Source organism: Stutzerimonas sp. 21-1 (assembly GCF_056336065.1).
Window position 1 is genome coordinate 3,799,404 of the sequence record NZ_CM150500.1, and the last position, 14,757, is coordinate 3,814,160.

The window sequence follows — 14,757 nt, forward strand, 5'->3', positions numbered from 1 at the left end:
CATGCTGCACCTGCGCCGTTTCGCCCAACCCTCCACGCTCGCCCTGGCCGTAGTGCTGGGGCTGCACGGCAGCGCCTGGGCGCAGCAGCCGGCGGCTGAGCCGGCTGCTCCAGTGGCGCTGGAGGCATCGAAGAACAAGGCGCCGCTGCCACTGGAAGAGCTGCGCACCTTCGCCGAGGTGCTCGACCGCATCAAGGCCGCCTATGTCGAGCCGGTCGACGACAAGACACTGCTGGAAAACGCCATCAAGGGCATGCTCAGCAACCTCGATCCGCATTCGGCCTATCTAGAGCCCGAGGCCTTCGCCGAATTGCAGGAAAGCACCAGCGGCGAGTTCGGCGGCCTGGGTATCGAGGTGGGCCAGGAGGACGGCCTGATCAAGGTGGTCTCGCCGATCGACGATACCCCGGCCTCGCGCGCCGGCATCGAGGCCGGCGACCTGATCGTCAAGATCGATGGCAAGCCGACCAAGGGCCTGTCGATGATGGACGCCGTCGCGCTGATGCGCGGCAAGCCCGGCAGCAGCATCACCCTCACCCTGGTGCGCGAAGCCGGGCGGCCGTTTGACGTCAAGCTGACGCGCGCGGTGATCAAGGTGCAGAGCGTCAAGAGCCAGCTGCTCGAACCCGGCTACGGCTACCTGCGCATCACCCAGTTCCAGATCAACACCGGCGAGGAAGTCGGCAAGGCGCTGGCGCGCCTGAAGAAGGCCAACGACGGCAAGAAACTCAGCGGGCTGGTGCTGGACCTGCGCAACAACCCCGGCGGGGTGCTGCAGGCGGCGGTCGAGGTATCCGACCACTTCCTCACCAAGGGCCTGATCGTCTACACCAAGGGCCGCATCGCCAATTCCGAACTGCGCTTCAATGCCGATCCGGCCGATGCCAGCGAGCATGTGCCGCTGGTGGTGCTGATCAACGGCGGCAGCGCCTCGGCCTCGGAGATCGTCGCCGGCGCTCTGCAGGATCACAAGCGCGGCGTGGTGATGGGCACCGACAGCTTCGGCAAGGGCTCGGTGCAGACCGTGCTGCCGCTGAACAACGACCGCGCGCTCAAGCTCACCACCGCGCTGTATTTCACCCCCAACGGTCGCTCGATCCAGGCCCAGGGCATCGTGCCGGACATCGAAGTCGCGCGCGCCAAGCTGACCCGCGAGCAGGCCGGCGACAATCTGCGCGAGGCAGATCTGGCTGGCCACCTGGGTAACGGCAACGGCGGCCCCGAGCGCCCCAGCAGCACCCAGGTGGTCAGCGATTCGCCGCGTCCGCAGGATGACGACTATCAGCTCGGCCAGGCGCTCAACCTGCTCAAGGGGTTGAACCTCACCCGCGGTCAATGACCGGCGCCCGCCGCCGAACAGTGCTGCGCTTGGGACTGCTGCTCGGTCTGCTGAGCAGCGCGGCGCTGGCCGGCGACCTGCCGGACACCACGCCCGCAACCACCACCAGGCCAGCACGGCTGAGCCTGGTCATCGACGATCTCGGCCAGCATCCCGCGCGCGATCGCCGCGTGTTGGCGCTGCCCGGGCCGGTGGCGCTGGCGATCCTGCCGGATACCCCTCACGCCGCCAGCCTCGCCGAACGGGCCCACCACGCCGGCAAAACCGTGCTGCTGCACCTGCCGATGGCGCCCGCCAACGGTCGCTTCGCCTGGCAGCCGAACCTGCCGCACGCCGAGCTCCAGCGTCGACTGCAAGCGGCGCTGCTGGCGGTGCCATACGCCAGCGGAGTGAACAATCACATGGGCAGCGTCATGACCACCCAGCCGCAGGCGATGACCGAGCTGATGCGCGAACTGCAGCGGCGCCATCTGTTCTTCCTCGACAGCCGAACCAGTCCGCGCACCGTCGCCGCTGCCAGCGCCCAGCGCGAGCAACTGGCGAGCCTGTCGCGCGACGTCTTCCTCGATGACGATGCCAGCCCGCAGGCAGTTGCCGAACGCTTCCAGACGGCAATCGCACTGGCGCGCCGGCAGGGCTCGGTGGTGCTCATCGGCCATCCCTACGACAGCACGCTGGCGCTGCTGGAGCGCGAGCTACCCCGTCTGGCGGCGCTCGGGATCGAGTGGGTCGATATCGGCCAGATGATCGCCATCCGCGGCAACCGGGCGATGGCGGCCCACGGTACAGGTGGGATTTATCGCTGAGGCCTGCGCAAAAGCAGCGAAGTCGACGTGCTGCCAGCCGAGCCTGCGTATAACCTAGGCCAGCATCCGGTCGGAGCGACCGGAGCACGACTCTGCCGCAGGGAAACGCATGGATATTCAATGGTGGTACTGGATCGTCGCGGGCGCCGTGCTGATTCTCATGGAATTGGTGGTGCCCTCGTTCTTCATTCTCTGGTTCGGCGTCGGCGCGCTGCTGGTCGCGCTGGCGATGTGGCTGCTGCCCGACCTTTCGCTGACCGCGCAGATCGCGCTGTGGAGCGGCGCGTCACTGGTGATGGTTGCGCTCTGGTTCAAGCTGTTCGCCGGCGCCCGGCTGAAGACGCAGTCCGGCACCGCGCAGGGCGAGGTCATCGGTGAGGTAGGTCTGCTGGTCAGTGCGGTCGCACCTTTCCAGCATGGCAAGGTGCGCTTCCAGAAGCCGATCCTCGGCAGCGAGCAGTGGAACTGCATGGCCGATGAAGCGATTCCCGCCGGCGAGCGGGTGCGCATCGTCGCCTTCGAAGGCAACAGCGTGAAAGTCGCCCGGGCCTGACGCGGCTCGCGGTGCAAGCGGAACAACTCACTCAACAAGGAAGCTGTTTATGACACCCGGTCTGATCATTGCGATCGTCGTTGTGGTACTCGTCCTCACCACCATCGCCAAGGGCGTACGCCTGGTTCCGCAGGGCGACGAATGGATCGTCGAGCGCCTGGGCCGTTATCAGCGCACGCTGATTCCCGGCCTCAACATCCTGATCCCGTACATGGACAACGTCGCCTACAAGCTGGTGACCAAGGACCAGATCCTCGACATCGAGCAGCAGGAAGTCATCACCAAGGACAACGCGGTGATCCTGACCAACGCGCTGTGCTTCGTGAAGGTCACCGATCCGGTGAAGGCGGTCTACGGCGTCACCGACTACAAGTCGGCGATCTCCAACCTCACCAAGACCACCCTGCGCCAGATCATCGGCGAGATGGAGCTGGACGAGGCGCTGTCCTCGCGCGACATCATCAAGGCCAAGCTGCGCGACAGCATGGCCGAGCAGGCCGGCGACTGGGGGCTGACGGTCAAAGGCATCGAAATTCAGGACATCTCGCCGTCCGAGTCCATGCAGCGCGCAATGGAGATGCAGGCGGCCGCCGAGCGCGAGCGCAAGGCCACCGTCACCCGCGCCGAAGGTGCCAAGCAGGCGGCGATCCTAGAGGCCGAGGCACGCCTGGAGTCGGCCAAGCGCGACGCCTCGGCGCAGGTGGAACTGGCTACCGCCTCGGCCACGGCGATCCGGCTGGTTGCCGAAACCATCGGCAGCGACAGCGGGCCGATGATGTATCTGCTCGGCGAGAAGTACATCGCCTCGCTGGAGAATCTTGCCGGCAGCGGCAACGCCAAGATGGTGGTGCTGCCGGCTGACCTGCAGGCGACGCTGGGCGGGCTGCTCGGCAAGGCCAAGCTGTAGAACCGGGGCGCCTGCGCGGCGCCCCTCGGTCGTTATTGCAGGTAACGCGCGTTGATCGCCTCGACCACGCCTTCGGCGCGCATCTGATCCAGCGTCTGCTGCAGGCGCTGCACGATCTGCTCATCGGTCTGCTTGTTCAGCGCGAGATATAGCTCGGCACTCTCGAAACGCAGCACGCGCTTGAGCCCGGTAACGCCGTCCTGACGCGCCAGGAAGCGTCCGGCCGGATCGCCGGTGGCCCAGAGGTCGATCTTGCCGTCCACTAGCTTGCGGACGTTCTCCTGGTCGCGCAGCGCCAGCTCCGGCTGCAGCCCCTGCGCTTGCAGGTGCTCGCCGATCGCATCGCCCTTGTAGGCGCCCACACGGTACTGACGGGCCTGTTCCAGGCTGGTCACACTGATCGGGCTGTCACCGCGTGCCAGCAGTACCCAGTCGTCCGGACCGATCGGGCCGACCCACTTGAACAGCGCCTCGCGCTCGGGCAGGCGCGCGGTGACGAATACCCCGTAGTTGGGCTGCTCCAGCGCCATGCCGTAGATGCGCTCCCAGGGGAAACGCAGCGTCAGCGTGTACTCGATGCCGGCACGCTTGAACATCTCGCGCACGATGTCGGCGGCAATACCGGTGATGTGCTCGTCACGGGCGAAGTTCTTGCCGTCGTCCGCCATGTTGTAGGGCGGGAAGTTCTCGGTCAGCAGGTCGATCTTCGCCGGCGCCTGGGCATGAGCCTGCACGGTACCGAACAGCAGCGCCGCGGCCGCGAGGGAAATGACAGTTCTGAACATGCGTGAATCCTCTTTTTTTGTGCTTATCCGCATCACCGCGGACGTGTCCATGAATCGAGAGCGAGGCCTTTCGCTCCGCAGCACGCCGCGGTCAGCGCATCACGATGCCGCGCGCCGCCAGGTAGGCCTTGGCTTCCGGGATGGTGTACTCGCCGAAGTGGAAGATGCTGGCGGCGAGCACCGCATCGGCCTTGCCTTCGAGGATGCCGTCGGCCAAGTGCTGCAGGTTGCCGACGCCGCCGGAGGCGATCACCGGGATACACAGCGCCTCGCTGATGGCGCGGGTGACGCCCAGGTCGTAGCCGCTCTTGACGCCGTCCTGGTCCATGCTGGTGAGCAGGATCTCGCCGGCGCCCAGGGCTTCCATCTTTTTCGCCCATTCCACCGCGTCCAGCCCGGTGGGCTTGCGTCCGCCGTGGGTGAAAATCTCCCAACGACCGGGCTCGCCCGGCGCGGAGACCTTCTTCGCGTCGATGGCAACGACGATACACTGCGAGCCGAAACGGTCCGCCGCCTCGCCGACGAAGTCCGGGTTGAACACCGCGGCGGTGTTGATCGAAACCTTGTCGGCACCGGCGTTGAGCAGATTGCGGATGTCCTGCACGGTACGCACGCCACCACCCACGGTCAGCGGGATGAACACCTGGCTGGCCATGCGCTCGACGGTGTGCAGGGTGGTGTCGCGGTTGTCGACGCTGGCGGTGATGTCGAGGAAGGTAATCTCGTCGGCGCCCTGCTCATCGTAGCGGCGCGCGATCTCCACCGGGTCGCCGGCGTCGCGGATGTTCTCGAACTGGACGCCCTTGACCACGCGGCCGTTGTCGACGTCGAGGCAGGGAATGATGCGTTTGGCCAGGGCCATGGTCGATCTCTCTCGTAGGGTGGACAACCGTGCAGCGTTGTCCACCGGGTCACCGGACGCATGGTGGACAAGCGCAGCGTTGTCCACCCTACTGCTTATTCGTCCTTGGTCTTCAGGTCGCAGAGCGCCTGCGCCTCGGCGACATCCAGCGTGCCTTCGTAGATGGCGCGGCCGGTGATGGCGCCGATGATGCCCGGGTTGCGGGTGTCGAGCAGCTTCTGGATGTCACCGATGTTGTGAATACCGCCGGAGGCAATCACCGGGATGCGGCTGGCATTGGCCAGGGCCACGGTGGCCTCGACATTGCAGCCCTGCATCATGCCGTCCTTGGCGATGTCGGTGTAGACGATCGCCGAGACGCCATCGGCCTCGAAGCGGCGGGCCAGATCGGTGGCCTGCACACTGGAGACTTCCGCCCAGCCATCGGTGGCGACGAAGCCGTCCTTGGCATCCAGCCCGACGATCACCTTGCCCGGGAAGGCCTTACACGCCTCGCTGACGAACTCCGGCTGCTTGACTGCCTTGGTGCCGATGATCACGTAGCTGACGCCGGCGCGCACGTAGTGCTCGATGGTTTCCAGGGTGCGGATGCCGCCACCGATCTGGATCGGCAGCTCGGGGTAGCGCCTGGCGATGGCGGTGACCACTTCGCCGTTGACCGGCTGGCCTTCGAAGGCGCCGTTGAGGTCGACCAGATGCAGACGGCGGCAGCCAGCCTGTACCCACTTGGCAGCCATGGCCACCGGGTCATCGGAGAACACCGTGGCGTCGTCCATCAGGCCCTGGCGCAGGCGCACGCAGGCACCGTCCTTCAGATCGATAGCGGGGATAATCAGCATGGCTTGAACCTGTTCAAATCAGTGTCGGTTAAGGGTCAGCTCTTCTCGAGCGCCCACAAGTCACTTTCGATGCTCTCGAACCGTTCCTTCAGGTGGCTCTGCACGTCGAAGATCGCCTTGTTGTAGTAGTGCGGAGCGATTTCGCGGGCGAACAGATCGAGGATTTCCTGCACTTCGAACGATCCCAGCTCCAGCTCGAAGCGTTCGGCGAGAAACTCCTTGAGGATCCGTTGCGCCACCTGCTCCTGCGCACTGTCCAGCGCAAGGATCGGTGGCTTGCCCTTGGTCCGGCTCATTTACCAGCGGCCATCCCAGGCGGCAAAGTTCTGCAGCAGCTGCAGGCCGTGGGTGTGGCTCTTCTCCGGGTGGAACTGCACGGCGAAGCGCGAACCGTCGGCCAGCGCAGCGGCGAAGTCCTTGCCGTAGTGGCCGCGACCGACCACCTGGCGCGGGTTGCCGGCCTCGATGTAGTAGCTGTGCACGAAGTAGAAGCGGCCATTGTCCGGAATGTTGTGCCAGAGCGGATGGTCGACGACCTGCTTGACCTCGTTCCAGCCCATGTGCGGCACCTTCAGGTGCTCGCCATCCTCGTGCAGGTCCTTGCCGAAGAAGCGCACCTGGCCGGGGAACAGGCCGATGCAGTCGACGCCGTCGTTCTCCTCGCTGCGCTCCATCAGCGCCTGCATGCCGACGCAGATGCCGAGGAACGGGCGATCCTGGCTGACCTCGCGGACCAGCTCGTCGAAGCCCAGCCGGCGAATCTCGGCCATGCAATCGCGGATTGCGCCGACGCCGGGGAACACCACGCGGTCGGCTTCACGAATGACCTGCGCGTCGCTGGTGATCAGCACGCGGCCAGCGCCGACATGTTCCAGCGCCTTGGCCACCGAGTGCAGGTTGCCCATGCCGTAGTCGATGACGGCGACGGTCTGCATCACAGGCATCCCTTGGTCGACGGCATCTGCCCGGCCATGCGCTCGTCCAGGGTCAGGGCCATGCGCAGCGCGCGGCCGAAGGCCTTGAACACCGTCTCGATCTGGTGGTGGGTGTTGCTCCCACGCAGGTTGTCGATATGCAGCGTCACCAGCGCGTGGTTGACGAAGCCCTGGAAGAATTCCTGGAACAGATCGACATCGAACTTGCCGACCACCGCGCGGGTGTAGGGCACGTTCATGGTCAGCCCCGGGCGCCCGGAGAAGTCAATCACCACGCGCGACAGCGCCTCGTCCAGCGGCACGTAGGAATGCCCGTAGCGGGTCATGCCCTTCTTGTCGCCGACCGCCTTGGCGAAGGCCTGGCCGAGGGTGATACCGACGTCCTCGACGGTGTGGTGGTCGTCGATGTGCAGATCACCGTTGCATTCGATGTCGAGGTCGATCAGCCCGTGGCGGGCGATCTGGTCGAGCATGTGCTCCAGGAAAGGCACGCCGATGGCGAAGCGCGCCTTGCCGGTGCCATCCATATTGATGGTGACCTTGACCTGGGTTTCCAGGGTGTTGCGCTCTACGCAAGCCGTACGTTCGGACATCCAACAGCTCCGCTGATCGTGGGGCGAAAAGGGCTGCATTATAGGCCCAAATGTCGCAGCGGGGATACGCCGCCGCCCGCGCGCCGTGCGGCCCGGTGCCTTCGGCGGTATGCTTGGCGCCACTCCGCCAGCAGTCGTCAGGTCAACATGCCCGTCTACGTCGAAACCGTTACCCAACCCAGCCCGCAGGATCGCAGCGACCTGGCGAAGATCTACGCCGACGCCCCCGCCTGGCTGCTCACCCCCCATGCCAGTGCCGAAGCGCTGATCGAGTCGGCGCTGGCCGACGGCAGCCTGATCGCCGGGCGCTTCAACGATCGCCTGCTCGGCGCCGCCGTGCTGCAGCGTGGCGACAGCGTCTGGCGCCTGTCGCACCTGTGCGTGCGCAAGCTCACCCGCCAGCGCGGCGTCGGCCGCCGGCTGCTGGAAGAAACCCAGCGCCTGGCAGCGCAAGCCGGCAAGCCACTGCACCTGGCGGCGCCCGCCGGCCACCTGGAGGCCAGCGCACTGGCGGCGCGTCTGCACTTGCCGCTGGACCCGCTCTGAGCGGACGCGGAACCCGCTCCCGATCAGCCACTCCAAAGCCGACCGTGCGCCGATCATGGCGCTGGCACAGGGCTATACTTCGCCTCTTTTCAGAACGCTCTAACACAAGGATTGGTCCATGAAATCGCTCGGCAAAATCCTGGGTCTGGTCATTCTCGGGCTGTTGCTGATCCTCGTGGCGGCAGGGTTCGCCCTGACCCACCTGTTCGATCCCAACGACTACAAGGACGAAATCCGCCAGCTGGCACGCGACAAGGCCGGCCTGGAACTCACCATCAACGGCGACATCGGCTGGAGCCTGTTTCCCTGGCTCGGCCTGGAGCTGCACGAAACCACGCTGGCGAGCACACAGACGCCCGACCAGCCGCTTGCCGACCTGCGCATGCTCGGCCTCTCGGTGCGCGTGCTGCCGCTGCTGCAGCGCGAAGTGCAGATGAGCGACATCACCGTCAACGGCCTCAACCTGACCCTGAGCCGCGACCAGCAGGGCCGCGGCAACTGGGAAGGTATCGGCCAGCCGCCCGCTCAGCCCGCCGAAACACAGCCGGCGCCGGCCGTCGCGACGCCAGCCGAACCGGCCGAGGCCGCTCCGGGCAAAAGCGGCAAACCGCTCAAGCTGGATATCGACAGCCTCACCGTCAGCGACGCCCGGGTCACCTATCAGGATGCCCGCAGCGGCCAGCAATACAGCGCCGAAAGCATCGAGCTGAGCACCGGCGCGATCCGCGAAGGCAGTGCCATCCCGCTCAAGCTCAACGCGTTCTTCGGCAGCAACAAGCCGGTGATGCGCGCCCGCACCGAACTGCAGGGCGCATTGCGCTTCGACAGCCAGCTCAAGCGTTACCAGCTCGAAGACCTGCGTCTGAGCGGCGAAGCCTCGGGCGAGCCGCTGCAGGGCAAGACCCTGAACTTCAGCGCCCAGGGCCAGCTGCTGGTCGACCGCGCCGCGCAGGTTGCCGAATGGAACGGCCTCAAGTTCACCGCCAACGAGCTGCGCGGACTCGGCGAACTGAAGGTGCGCGACCTGGAGGACCAGCCCAAGCTCGGCGGCGCGCTGACGGTGGCGCAATTCAACCTGCGCCAGTTCCTCGAAGGCATCGGCCAGCCGCTGCCGGTCACGGCCGATAGCGGCGCACTGAGCAAGATCGAGCTGATGAGCCGCCTGACCGGCAGCCAGAACAGCCTGATCCTCGAAGAAGCCACCCTGAAACTGGACGACAGTACCTTCACCGGCACCCTCGGCATCAGCGACTTCGCGCGCCAGGCCCTGCGTGCGGAGCTCAAGGGCGATCGCCTTGATCTCGACCGCTACCTGCCGCCCGTCGCCAAGGAAACCGCACAGGACGCCGCGCGCCAGGGCGAAGTGAAGGCCAGCGAGGCCGCGGCGCTTGGCAACGGCACCACGCCGCTGCCGGACAAACCGACCCAGCACGCCTGGAGCAGTGAAAAGCTGCTGCCGATCGAGCGTCTGCGCAGCCTGGACGGCAACCTCGACCTCAGCGTCGGCAGCCTCACGCTGCGCAAGCTGCCGCTGGAGAACTTTGTGCTCAAGGCGCGCGGCAAGGGCGGCCTGCTCGACATGCAGACGCTGCGCGGAAATCTATTCGGCGGCCGGGTGGAAAGCGCGGCGAGCCTTGATGTCCGTCCGGCGCTTGCGCAACTGAGCATGCAGATGCAGCTCAGCAGCATACCGGTCGAGCGCCTGCTGGAAAGCCAGGGCGAGAAAGTCACGCTCAAGGGCCAGCTCACCCTCGACAGCGACCTGCGCACCCAGGGCAACAGCCAGAAGGACTGGATCGACAACCTCAACGGCAAGGCCGGCTTCCTCGTCGACAACGGCGTGCTGGTCGATGCCAACCTCGAGCAGCAGCTGTGCCGCGCCATCGCCACACTCAACCGCAAGCCGTTGACCAGCGAACCGCGCAGCAAGGACACGCCGTTCCGCGAGCTGCGCGGCAACCTCAGCGTACGCGACGGCGTCGCCAGCAACCCCGACCTCAAGGCCAGCATTCCCGGCCTGACCGTCAACGGCAACGGCGATGTCGACCTGCGCGTGCTGGGCATGGACTACCGCGTCGGCATCCTCGTCGAGGGCGACAAGGGCGCCATGCCGGACCCCGCCTGCCAGGTCAACGAGCGCTACGTCGGCATCGAGTGGCCGCTGCGCTGCCGCGGCCCGCTGGAGTTGGGCGCCAAGGCCTGTCGCTTCGACAAGGACGCGCTGGGCAAGGTCGCCGGCAAGCTGGCCGGCGAGAAGCTCAACGAGAAGATCGAAGAGAAGCTCGGCGATAAGGTCAGCCCAGAACTCAAGGACGCGCTCAAGGGCCTGTTCAAGCGATGAGTCCCGAGCAGTTCGGCGCGGCGGTCCTCGACTGGTTCGACCGCCACGGCCGCAAGGACCTGCCCTGGCAGCAGGGCATCACGCCCTACCGGGTGTGGGTGTCGGAGATCATGCTGCAGCAGACCCAGGTCAGCACCGTGCTCGGCTACTTCGACCGCTTCATGGAAGCGCTGCCTACCGTCGAGGCGCTGGCCGCGGCCGGCGAGGACGAGGTGCTGCACCTGTGGACCGGCCTCGGCTACTACAGCCGCGCACGCAATCTGCACAAGACCGCGAAACTCATCGTTGCCGAGTATGGCGGCGTATTTCCGGCCGATGTCGACCAGCTCGCCGAACTCCCCGGCATAGGACGTTCCACCGCCGGCGCCATCGCCAGCATCAGCCTGGGCCTGCGCGCGCCGATCCTCGACGGCAACGTCAAGCGCGTGCTGGCGCGCTATGTCGCCCAGGACGGTTATCCGGGCGAGCCGAAGGTCGCGCGCCAGCTGTGGGAAGTCGCCGAGCGCTTCACCCCGCAGCAACGGGTCAACCACTACACCCAGGCGATGATGGACCTCGGTGCCACGCTGTGCACCCGCAGCAAGCCGAGCTGCCTGCTCTGTCCGCTGAAGGACGGCTGTCGCGCCCACCTGCTCGGACGCGAAACCGCCTTCCCGGTGCCCAAGCCGCGCAAGGCGCTGCCGCAGAAGCGCACCCTGATGCCGCTGCTGGCCAGCCGCGAGGGTGCGATTCTGCTCTACCGGCGTCCGCCAAGCGGACTCTGGGGTGGCCTCTGGAGCCTGCCGGAGCTGGACGGTCTGGCCGCTCTCGACACACTGGCCGAACGTCACGCATTGCAGCTCGGCGAGCGTCGCGAGCTGCCCGGGCTGACGCACACGTTCAGCCACTTCCAGCTCGCCATCGAGCCCTGGCTGATCGAGGTCAAGTCCGCCGCCAGCGCCGTGGCCGAGGCCGACTGGCTCTGGTATAACCTCGCCACCCCGCCACGCGTCGGCCTCGCCGCGCCGGTGAAGAAACTGCTCAAGCGCGCCAGCGCCGAATTGAACGCAGGAGAAATGCCATGACCCGCACCGTGATGTGCCGCAAGTACCAGCAAGAACTTCCCGGCCTCGACCGTCCGCCGTATCCGGGCGCCAAGGGCGAGGAGATCTACAACAACATCTCCCGCAAAGCCTGGGACGACTGGCAGAAACACCAGACCATGCTGATCAACGAGCGCCGGCTGAACATGATGAACGCCGAAGACCGCAAGTTCCTCCAGGGCGAGATGGACAAGTTCTTCTCTGGCGAGGATTACGCCAAGGCCGAAGGCTACGTGCCCCCGAGCGAATAACCCGGCGCAACCGCCAATCCATGCATCGCGACGCTAAGCGCCCGTCCAGGTTAAATTTTTTCCTGGGCGCGCTTGACAGGCAAAAGCCAAATCCGTCTAATAGCGCCCCGTTGCCCAGGTAGCTCAGTCGGTAGAGCAGGGGATTGAAAATCCCCGTGTCGGCGGTTCGATTCCGTCCCTGGGCACCACCTTTCGTTTTCAGGTGGTGCCAGCATCACCCGAAAGCCCACAAGAAACCCGCCTAGTGCGGGTTTTTTGTTGCCCGCGATTTATGCCTCTTCCTCCGCCGCTTCGCCGTTCTGCACCGTAAGCGGCTCCGCCGCGGTCTTGCCGCAACACAGAAATGCGAAATGTAAACGTATGTTAATGACATTGATTTGCATTTGATTTAAATTCCCGCCCCGATCTCGCCCACAACACCAACATCGGGAGCGTCCCCTTCGTGTATCGCCAATCCTGTCTGTGCCTGTCCATCTCGCTTGCGAGCCTGTCGCTCTGCTCGTTGCCGGCTGTTGCCGAAGAGGCAACCGAGCTCGAAGCGATCACCATCAGCGCGACGCGGGCGCGCAGCGAAGCCGGCAAGACGCCGCAGAAGATCACCGTGATCAGCCGTGAGCAGATCGAGCAGCAGCTGGCGATCACCTCCGACCACGGCGCCGTGCTGAGCAATCTGATTCCCTCCTACTCGCCCAGCCGGCAGAAGATGAGCAGCGCCGGCGAAACCTTCCGCGGCCGCTCGGCGCTGATCCTCATCGATGGCGTACCGCAGTCCACGCCGCTGCGCGACAGCCAGCGCGACGGTTATGTCATCGATCTGTCGATGGTCGAACGCATCGAAGTGATTCACGGCGCCAGTGCCGAGCACGGCCTCGGCGCCACCGGCGGGATCATCAACTACGTCACGCGGCGACCAGCCAGCGGCACGCTGCGCCAGCACGCGGGCATCAGTTTCACCGCGCCCACCGATTACCAGTCCGAGGGTCTGGGGCACAAGCTCGACTACCGCGTGGAGGGCACGCAGGGCAACTTCGACTACCTGGCCTCCGCCAGCTGGCAGAGCCAGGGCATGTTCTACGACGCCAACGGCGACCTGATCGGCGTCGACGATACCCAGGGCGACGTGATGGATTCGACCAGCCACGACCTGCTGCTCAAGCTCGGCTACTGGCTGGATGACAACCAGAACATCGGCCTGATGGTCAACCGCTACCAGGTCGAGGGCGAACACGAGTACGTCAACGTTCCGGGCAATGCCAATGCCGGCATTCCGGCCACTTCGCGCAAGGGCGACCCGCTGGGCAAGGCGCCGCAGAACGAGGTGCTGGCGACCAGCCTGTCCTACAAACACGCCGACCTCTACGGCAACGAACTCGGCCTGCAGCTATACTCGCAGCGCTTTCGCGGCCGTTTCGGCGGTGGTTACAACGGCACCTTCCAGGACACCAGCATCGCCCCGGCCGGCACGCTGTTCGACCAGTCGCAGAACGAGTCGGACAAGTACGGTGGCAAGCTGACCCTGAGCCGCGACGGCCTGCTGGACAATCACCTCAAGCTAACCGGCGGCCTCGACGTGCTGCAGGACACCACCAGCCAGCAGTTGATCCTCACCGACCGCGAGTGGGTGCCGGAGACGGTGTTCCGCAACTACGCACCCTTCCTGCAGGCGGAAGTTCGCCTCCTGGAACAACTGACCTTGTTCACCGGCGTGCGCCACGAGTTCGCCGAGCTCGAGGTCGACAGCTTCCGCACCATCGCCTCGACCAACCCGGCGCTGGGCGGCGTGGATGTCGAAGGCGGCCAGCCGAACTTCGAGGAAACGCTCTACAACGCCGGCCTGGTCTGGCAGATGAACGACTGGGCGCAGTTGTTCGGTAACTATTCCGAGGGCTTCGGCATGCCGGATGTCGGCCGCGTACTGCGTGGCATCGGCACACCGGGCACGCGCGTGGACAATTTCCTCGACCTGCAGCCGATCGTTACCGAGAACCGCGAGATCGGTTTGCGCCTGAAGCACGGCCCGTTCGATGCCGAAATCAGTTACTACGAATCGGACGCCGATCTTGGCTCGCGCCTGGACAGCGTCGGCGGCGTCTACCAGATTCGCCGCGAACGCACCGAGATCGACGGCATCGAGTTCACCGGCGGCTGGCAGATCAACGACGCCCACCGCATGACCCTCACCTACGCGCAGGTCAACGGCCAGTCCGATACCGATGGCGACGGCGATGTCGATACCGATCTGGATGGCGCCAACATCTCGCCGGATCGCTACGGCCTCAGCTGGCAGGCCAACTGGAACGACCGGCTGCACAGCCTGCTGCAGGCCAACCACTACGCCAGCCGTGGGTTCGACCAGGCCGGACTGAATTTCGACGGCTACACGCTGGTGGATGCGTCCGTTGGCTATCGCCTGCCGGTCGGCGAGGTCAGCCTCGGCATCGAAAACCTGCTCGATCGCGACTACCTGACCTACTACTCGCAGGCAGCCAACACCGGCTCGGACGTGACCCGTAACGGCCGCGTATTCAACGGTCGCGGGCGCACGCTCATGCTCGGTTATCAGGTCAGCTTCTGATTGCGCGGGGCTGCCCGATGAACGCCAGCCGCCAGGCCAAGACCGGCGACCACCCGCGCGCGCGCCTGCTGCTGCGCCTGTGCGCGGCGCTCGGCGGTGGCTATACATGCACCGTTGCGCTGACCACCGCTGCAGCGCTGTTCGCCACGTTGCTCGGTATGCCGCGCAGCGAGGCGGTGTACCTGGGCAGCCTGCTCGCCCTGCCGCTGTACCTGGCGCTGTTGCTGTGGAGCTTCTGCGAGCCGCGGTTGCGGCGCCTGTACGCGCTGTTGCTGGGCGGCACCGGCGCCGGCCTGCTGCTGCAGGCGCTGCTGAACGTGGCGCGTGCGGGTGGTGGCTGAAA

General features: G+C 65.8%; 16 protein-coding genes and 1 tRNA gene. 11 read left to right on the forward strand and 6 right to left on the reverse strand.

The genetic code is table 11. The annotated features are described in order from the left end of the window. Nucleotide 1 precedes the first annotated feature (1 nt). From AC0ZJQ_RS18185 to AC0ZJQ_RS18200, 4 genes are all read left to right on the forward strand, one after another. Nucleotides 2–1,339, forward strand: a complete 1,338-nt coding sequence (locus AC0ZJQ_RS18185) for a S41 family peptidase (protein ID WP_008569314.1) — start codon at nt 2–4, stop codon at nt 1,337–1,339. After that, a complete protein-coding gene (locus AC0ZJQ_RS18190) occupies nt 1,336–2,145 on the forward strand; it encodes a divergent polysaccharide deacetylase family protein (RefSeq protein WP_476477064.1) in 810 nt (269 codons plus the stop codon). The genes AC0ZJQ_RS18185 and AC0ZJQ_RS18190 overlap by 4 nt, the downstream gene beginning before the upstream one ends. 109 nt (nt 2,146–2,254) lie before the next feature. Further along, a complete protein-coding gene (locus tag AC0ZJQ_RS18195) occupies nt 2,255–2,698 on the forward strand; it encodes an NfeD family protein (protein ID WP_155550910.1) in 444 nt (147 codons plus the stop codon). 49 nt (nt 2,699–2,747) lie between these two features. After that, nucleotides 2,748–3,605: an SPFH domain-containing protein gene (locus AC0ZJQ_RS18200; protein ID WP_008569311.1), complete on the forward strand. Its 858-nt coding sequence runs from the start codon at nt 2,748–2,750 to the stop codon at nt 3,603–3,605. A gap of 32 nt (nt 3,606–3,637) precedes the next feature. On the opposite strand, the gene AC0ZJQ_RS18205 is transcribed toward AC0ZJQ_RS18200, so the two are convergent. From AC0ZJQ_RS18205 to hisB, 6 genes are all read right to left on the reverse strand, one after another. Then, nucleotides 3,638–4,390, reverse strand: a complete 753-nt coding sequence (locus tag AC0ZJQ_RS18205; RefSeq protein ID WP_165593869.1) for a substrate-binding periplasmic protein — start codon at nt 4,388–4,390, stop codon at nt 3,638–3,640. 91 nt (nt 4,391–4,481) lie between these two features. Continuing rightward, the gene (gene hisF / locus AC0ZJQ_RS18210) at nt 4,482–5,252 is read right to left on the reverse strand and encodes an imidazole glycerol phosphate synthase subunit HisF (RefSeq protein ID WP_008569309.1); all 771 of its coding nucleotides are present in this window, start codon (nt 5,250–5,252) and stop codon (nt 4,482–4,484) included. Nucleotides 5,253–5,347: 95 nt separating this feature from the next. Then, nucleotides 5,348–6,091 carry a 1-(5-phosphoribosyl)-5-[(5-phosphoribosylamino)methylideneamino]imidazole-4-carboxamide isomerase gene (hisA, locus tag AC0ZJQ_RS18215; protein WP_314018192.1) on the reverse strand — a complete coding sequence of 248 codons (744 nt, stop codon included), beginning with the start codon at nt 6,089–6,091 and terminating at the stop codon, nt 5,348–5,350. Nucleotides 6,092–6,126: 35 nt separating this feature from the next. After that, a complete protein-coding gene (locus AC0ZJQ_RS18220; protein WP_165593871.1) occupies nt 6,127–6,387 on the reverse strand; it encodes a DUF2164 domain-containing protein in 261 nt (86 codons plus the stop codon). Further along, on the reverse strand, nt 6,388–7,026 hold the full coding sequence (hisH, locus tag AC0ZJQ_RS18225) for an imidazole glycerol phosphate synthase subunit HisH (protein WP_008569305.1): 639 nt from the start codon (nt 7,024–7,026) through the stop codon (nt 6,388–6,390). It abuts the gene before it with no gap. Then, nucleotides 7,026–7,619: an imidazoleglycerol-phosphate dehydratase HisB gene (gene hisB, locus AC0ZJQ_RS18230; protein WP_476477065.1), complete on the reverse strand. Its 594-nt coding sequence runs from the start codon at nt 7,617–7,619 to the stop codon at nt 7,026–7,028. Before hisB ends, hisH begins: the two co-directional genes overlap by 1 nt. 147 nt (nt 7,620–7,766) lie before the next feature. On the opposite strand from hisB, the gene AC0ZJQ_RS18235 reads away from it, so the two are divergent. The 7 genes from AC0ZJQ_RS18235 to AC0ZJQ_RS18265 all read left to right on the forward strand — a co-directional run bounded on the left by AC0ZJQ_RS18235 (nt 7,767) and on the right by AC0ZJQ_RS18265 (nt 14,755). Beyond that, nucleotides 7,767–8,165 carry an acetyl-CoA sensor PanZ family protein gene (locus AC0ZJQ_RS18235; RefSeq protein ID WP_155550915.1) on the forward strand — a complete coding sequence of 133 codons (399 nt, stop codon included), beginning with the start codon at nt 7,767–7,769 and terminating at the stop codon, nt 8,163–8,165. Between the two features lie 118 nt (nt 8,166–8,283). Then, nucleotides 8,284–10,506 carry an AsmA family protein gene (locus AC0ZJQ_RS18240; protein ID WP_476477066.1) on the forward strand — a complete coding sequence of 741 codons (2,223 nt, stop codon included), beginning with the start codon at nt 8,284–8,286 and terminating at the stop codon, nt 10,504–10,506. Then, nucleotides 10,503–11,570, forward strand: coding sequence for an A/G-specific adenine glycosylase (gene mutY / locus AC0ZJQ_RS18245; protein ID WP_165593875.1), 1,068 nt, complete (start codon nt 10,503–10,505; stop codon nt 11,568–11,570). The genes AC0ZJQ_RS18240 and mutY overlap by 4 nt, the downstream gene beginning before the upstream one ends. Next, nucleotides 11,567–11,839 (forward strand): oxidative damage protection protein, encoded by a 273-nt coding sequence (locus AC0ZJQ_RS18250; protein ID WP_008569300.1) that lies wholly within the window; start codon nt 11,567–11,569, stop codon nt 11,837–11,839. Before mutY ends, AC0ZJQ_RS18250 begins: the two co-directional genes overlap by 4 nt. Before the next feature lie 112 nt (nt 11,840–11,951). Further along, a tRNA-Phe gene (locus tag AC0ZJQ_RS18255) sits at nt 11,952–12,027 on the forward strand. 254 nt (nt 12,028–12,281) lie between these two features. Next, nucleotides 12,282–14,414 carry a TonB-dependent receptor gene (locus AC0ZJQ_RS18260; protein ID WP_178091641.1) on the forward strand — a complete coding sequence of 711 codons (2,133 nt, stop codon included), beginning with the start codon at nt 12,282–12,284 and terminating at the stop codon, nt 14,412–14,414. Nucleotides 14,415–14,431: 17 nt separating this feature from the next. Continuing rightward, nucleotides 14,432–14,755, forward strand: a complete 324-nt coding sequence (locus AC0ZJQ_RS18265) for a hypothetical protein (RefSeq protein WP_167134039.1) — start codon at nt 14,432–14,434, stop codon at nt 14,753–14,755. Nucleotides 14,756–14,757: the final 2 nt, after the last annotated feature.

Coding starts and splice junctions, on each gene's coding strand:
- AC0ZJQ_RS18185 (WP_008569314.1), top strand. CDS start 2: ATGCTGCACCTGCGCCGTTTCGCCCAACCCTCCACGCTCGCCCTGGCC.
- AC0ZJQ_RS18190 (WP_476477064.1), top strand. CDS start 1,336: ATGACCGGCGCCCGCCGCCGAACAGTGCTGCGCTTGGGACTGCTGCTC.
- AC0ZJQ_RS18195 (WP_155550910.1), top strand. CDS start 2,255: ATGGATATTCAATGGTGGTACTGGATCGTCGCGGGCGCCGTGCTGATT.
- AC0ZJQ_RS18200 (WP_008569311.1), top strand. CDS start 2,748: ATGACACCCGGTCTGATCATTGCGATCGTCGTTGTGGTACTCGTCCTC.
- AC0ZJQ_RS18205 (WP_165593869.1), bottom strand. CDS start 4,390: ATGTTCAGAACTGTCATTTCCCTCGCGGCCGCGGCGCTGCTGTTCGGT.
- hisF (WP_008569309.1), bottom strand. CDS start 5,252: ATGGCCCTGGCCAAACGCATCATTCCCTGCCTCGACGTCGACAACGGC.
- hisA (WP_314018192.1), bottom strand. CDS start 6,091: ATGCTGATTATCCCCGCTATCGATCTGAAGGACGGTGCCTGCGTGCGC.
- AC0ZJQ_RS18220 (WP_165593871.1), bottom strand. CDS start 6,387: ATGAGCCGGACCAAGGGCAAGCCACCGATCCTTGCGCTGGACAGTGCG.
- hisH (WP_008569305.1), bottom strand. CDS start 7,026: ATGCAGACCGTCGCCGTCATCGACTACGGCATGGGCAACCTGCACTCG.
- hisB (WP_476477065.1), bottom strand. CDS start 7,619: ATGTCCGAACGTACGGCTTGCGTAGAGCGCAACACCCTGGAAACCCAG.
- AC0ZJQ_RS18235 (WP_155550915.1), top strand. CDS start 7,767: ATGCCCGTCTACGTCGAAACCGTTACCCAACCCAGCCCGCAGGATCGC.
- AC0ZJQ_RS18240 (WP_476477066.1), top strand. CDS start 8,284: ATGAAATCGCTCGGCAAAATCCTGGGTCTGGTCATTCTCGGGCTGTTG.
- mutY (WP_165593875.1), top strand. CDS start 10,503: ATGAGTCCCGAGCAGTTCGGCGCGGCGGTCCTCGACTGGTTCGACCGC.
- AC0ZJQ_RS18250 (WP_008569300.1), top strand. CDS start 11,567: ATGACCCGCACCGTGATGTGCCGCAAGTACCAGCAAGAACTTCCCGGC.
- AC0ZJQ_RS18265 (WP_167134039.1), top strand. CDS start 14,432: ATGAACGCCAGCCGCCAGGCCAAGACCGGCGACCACCCGCGCGCGCGC.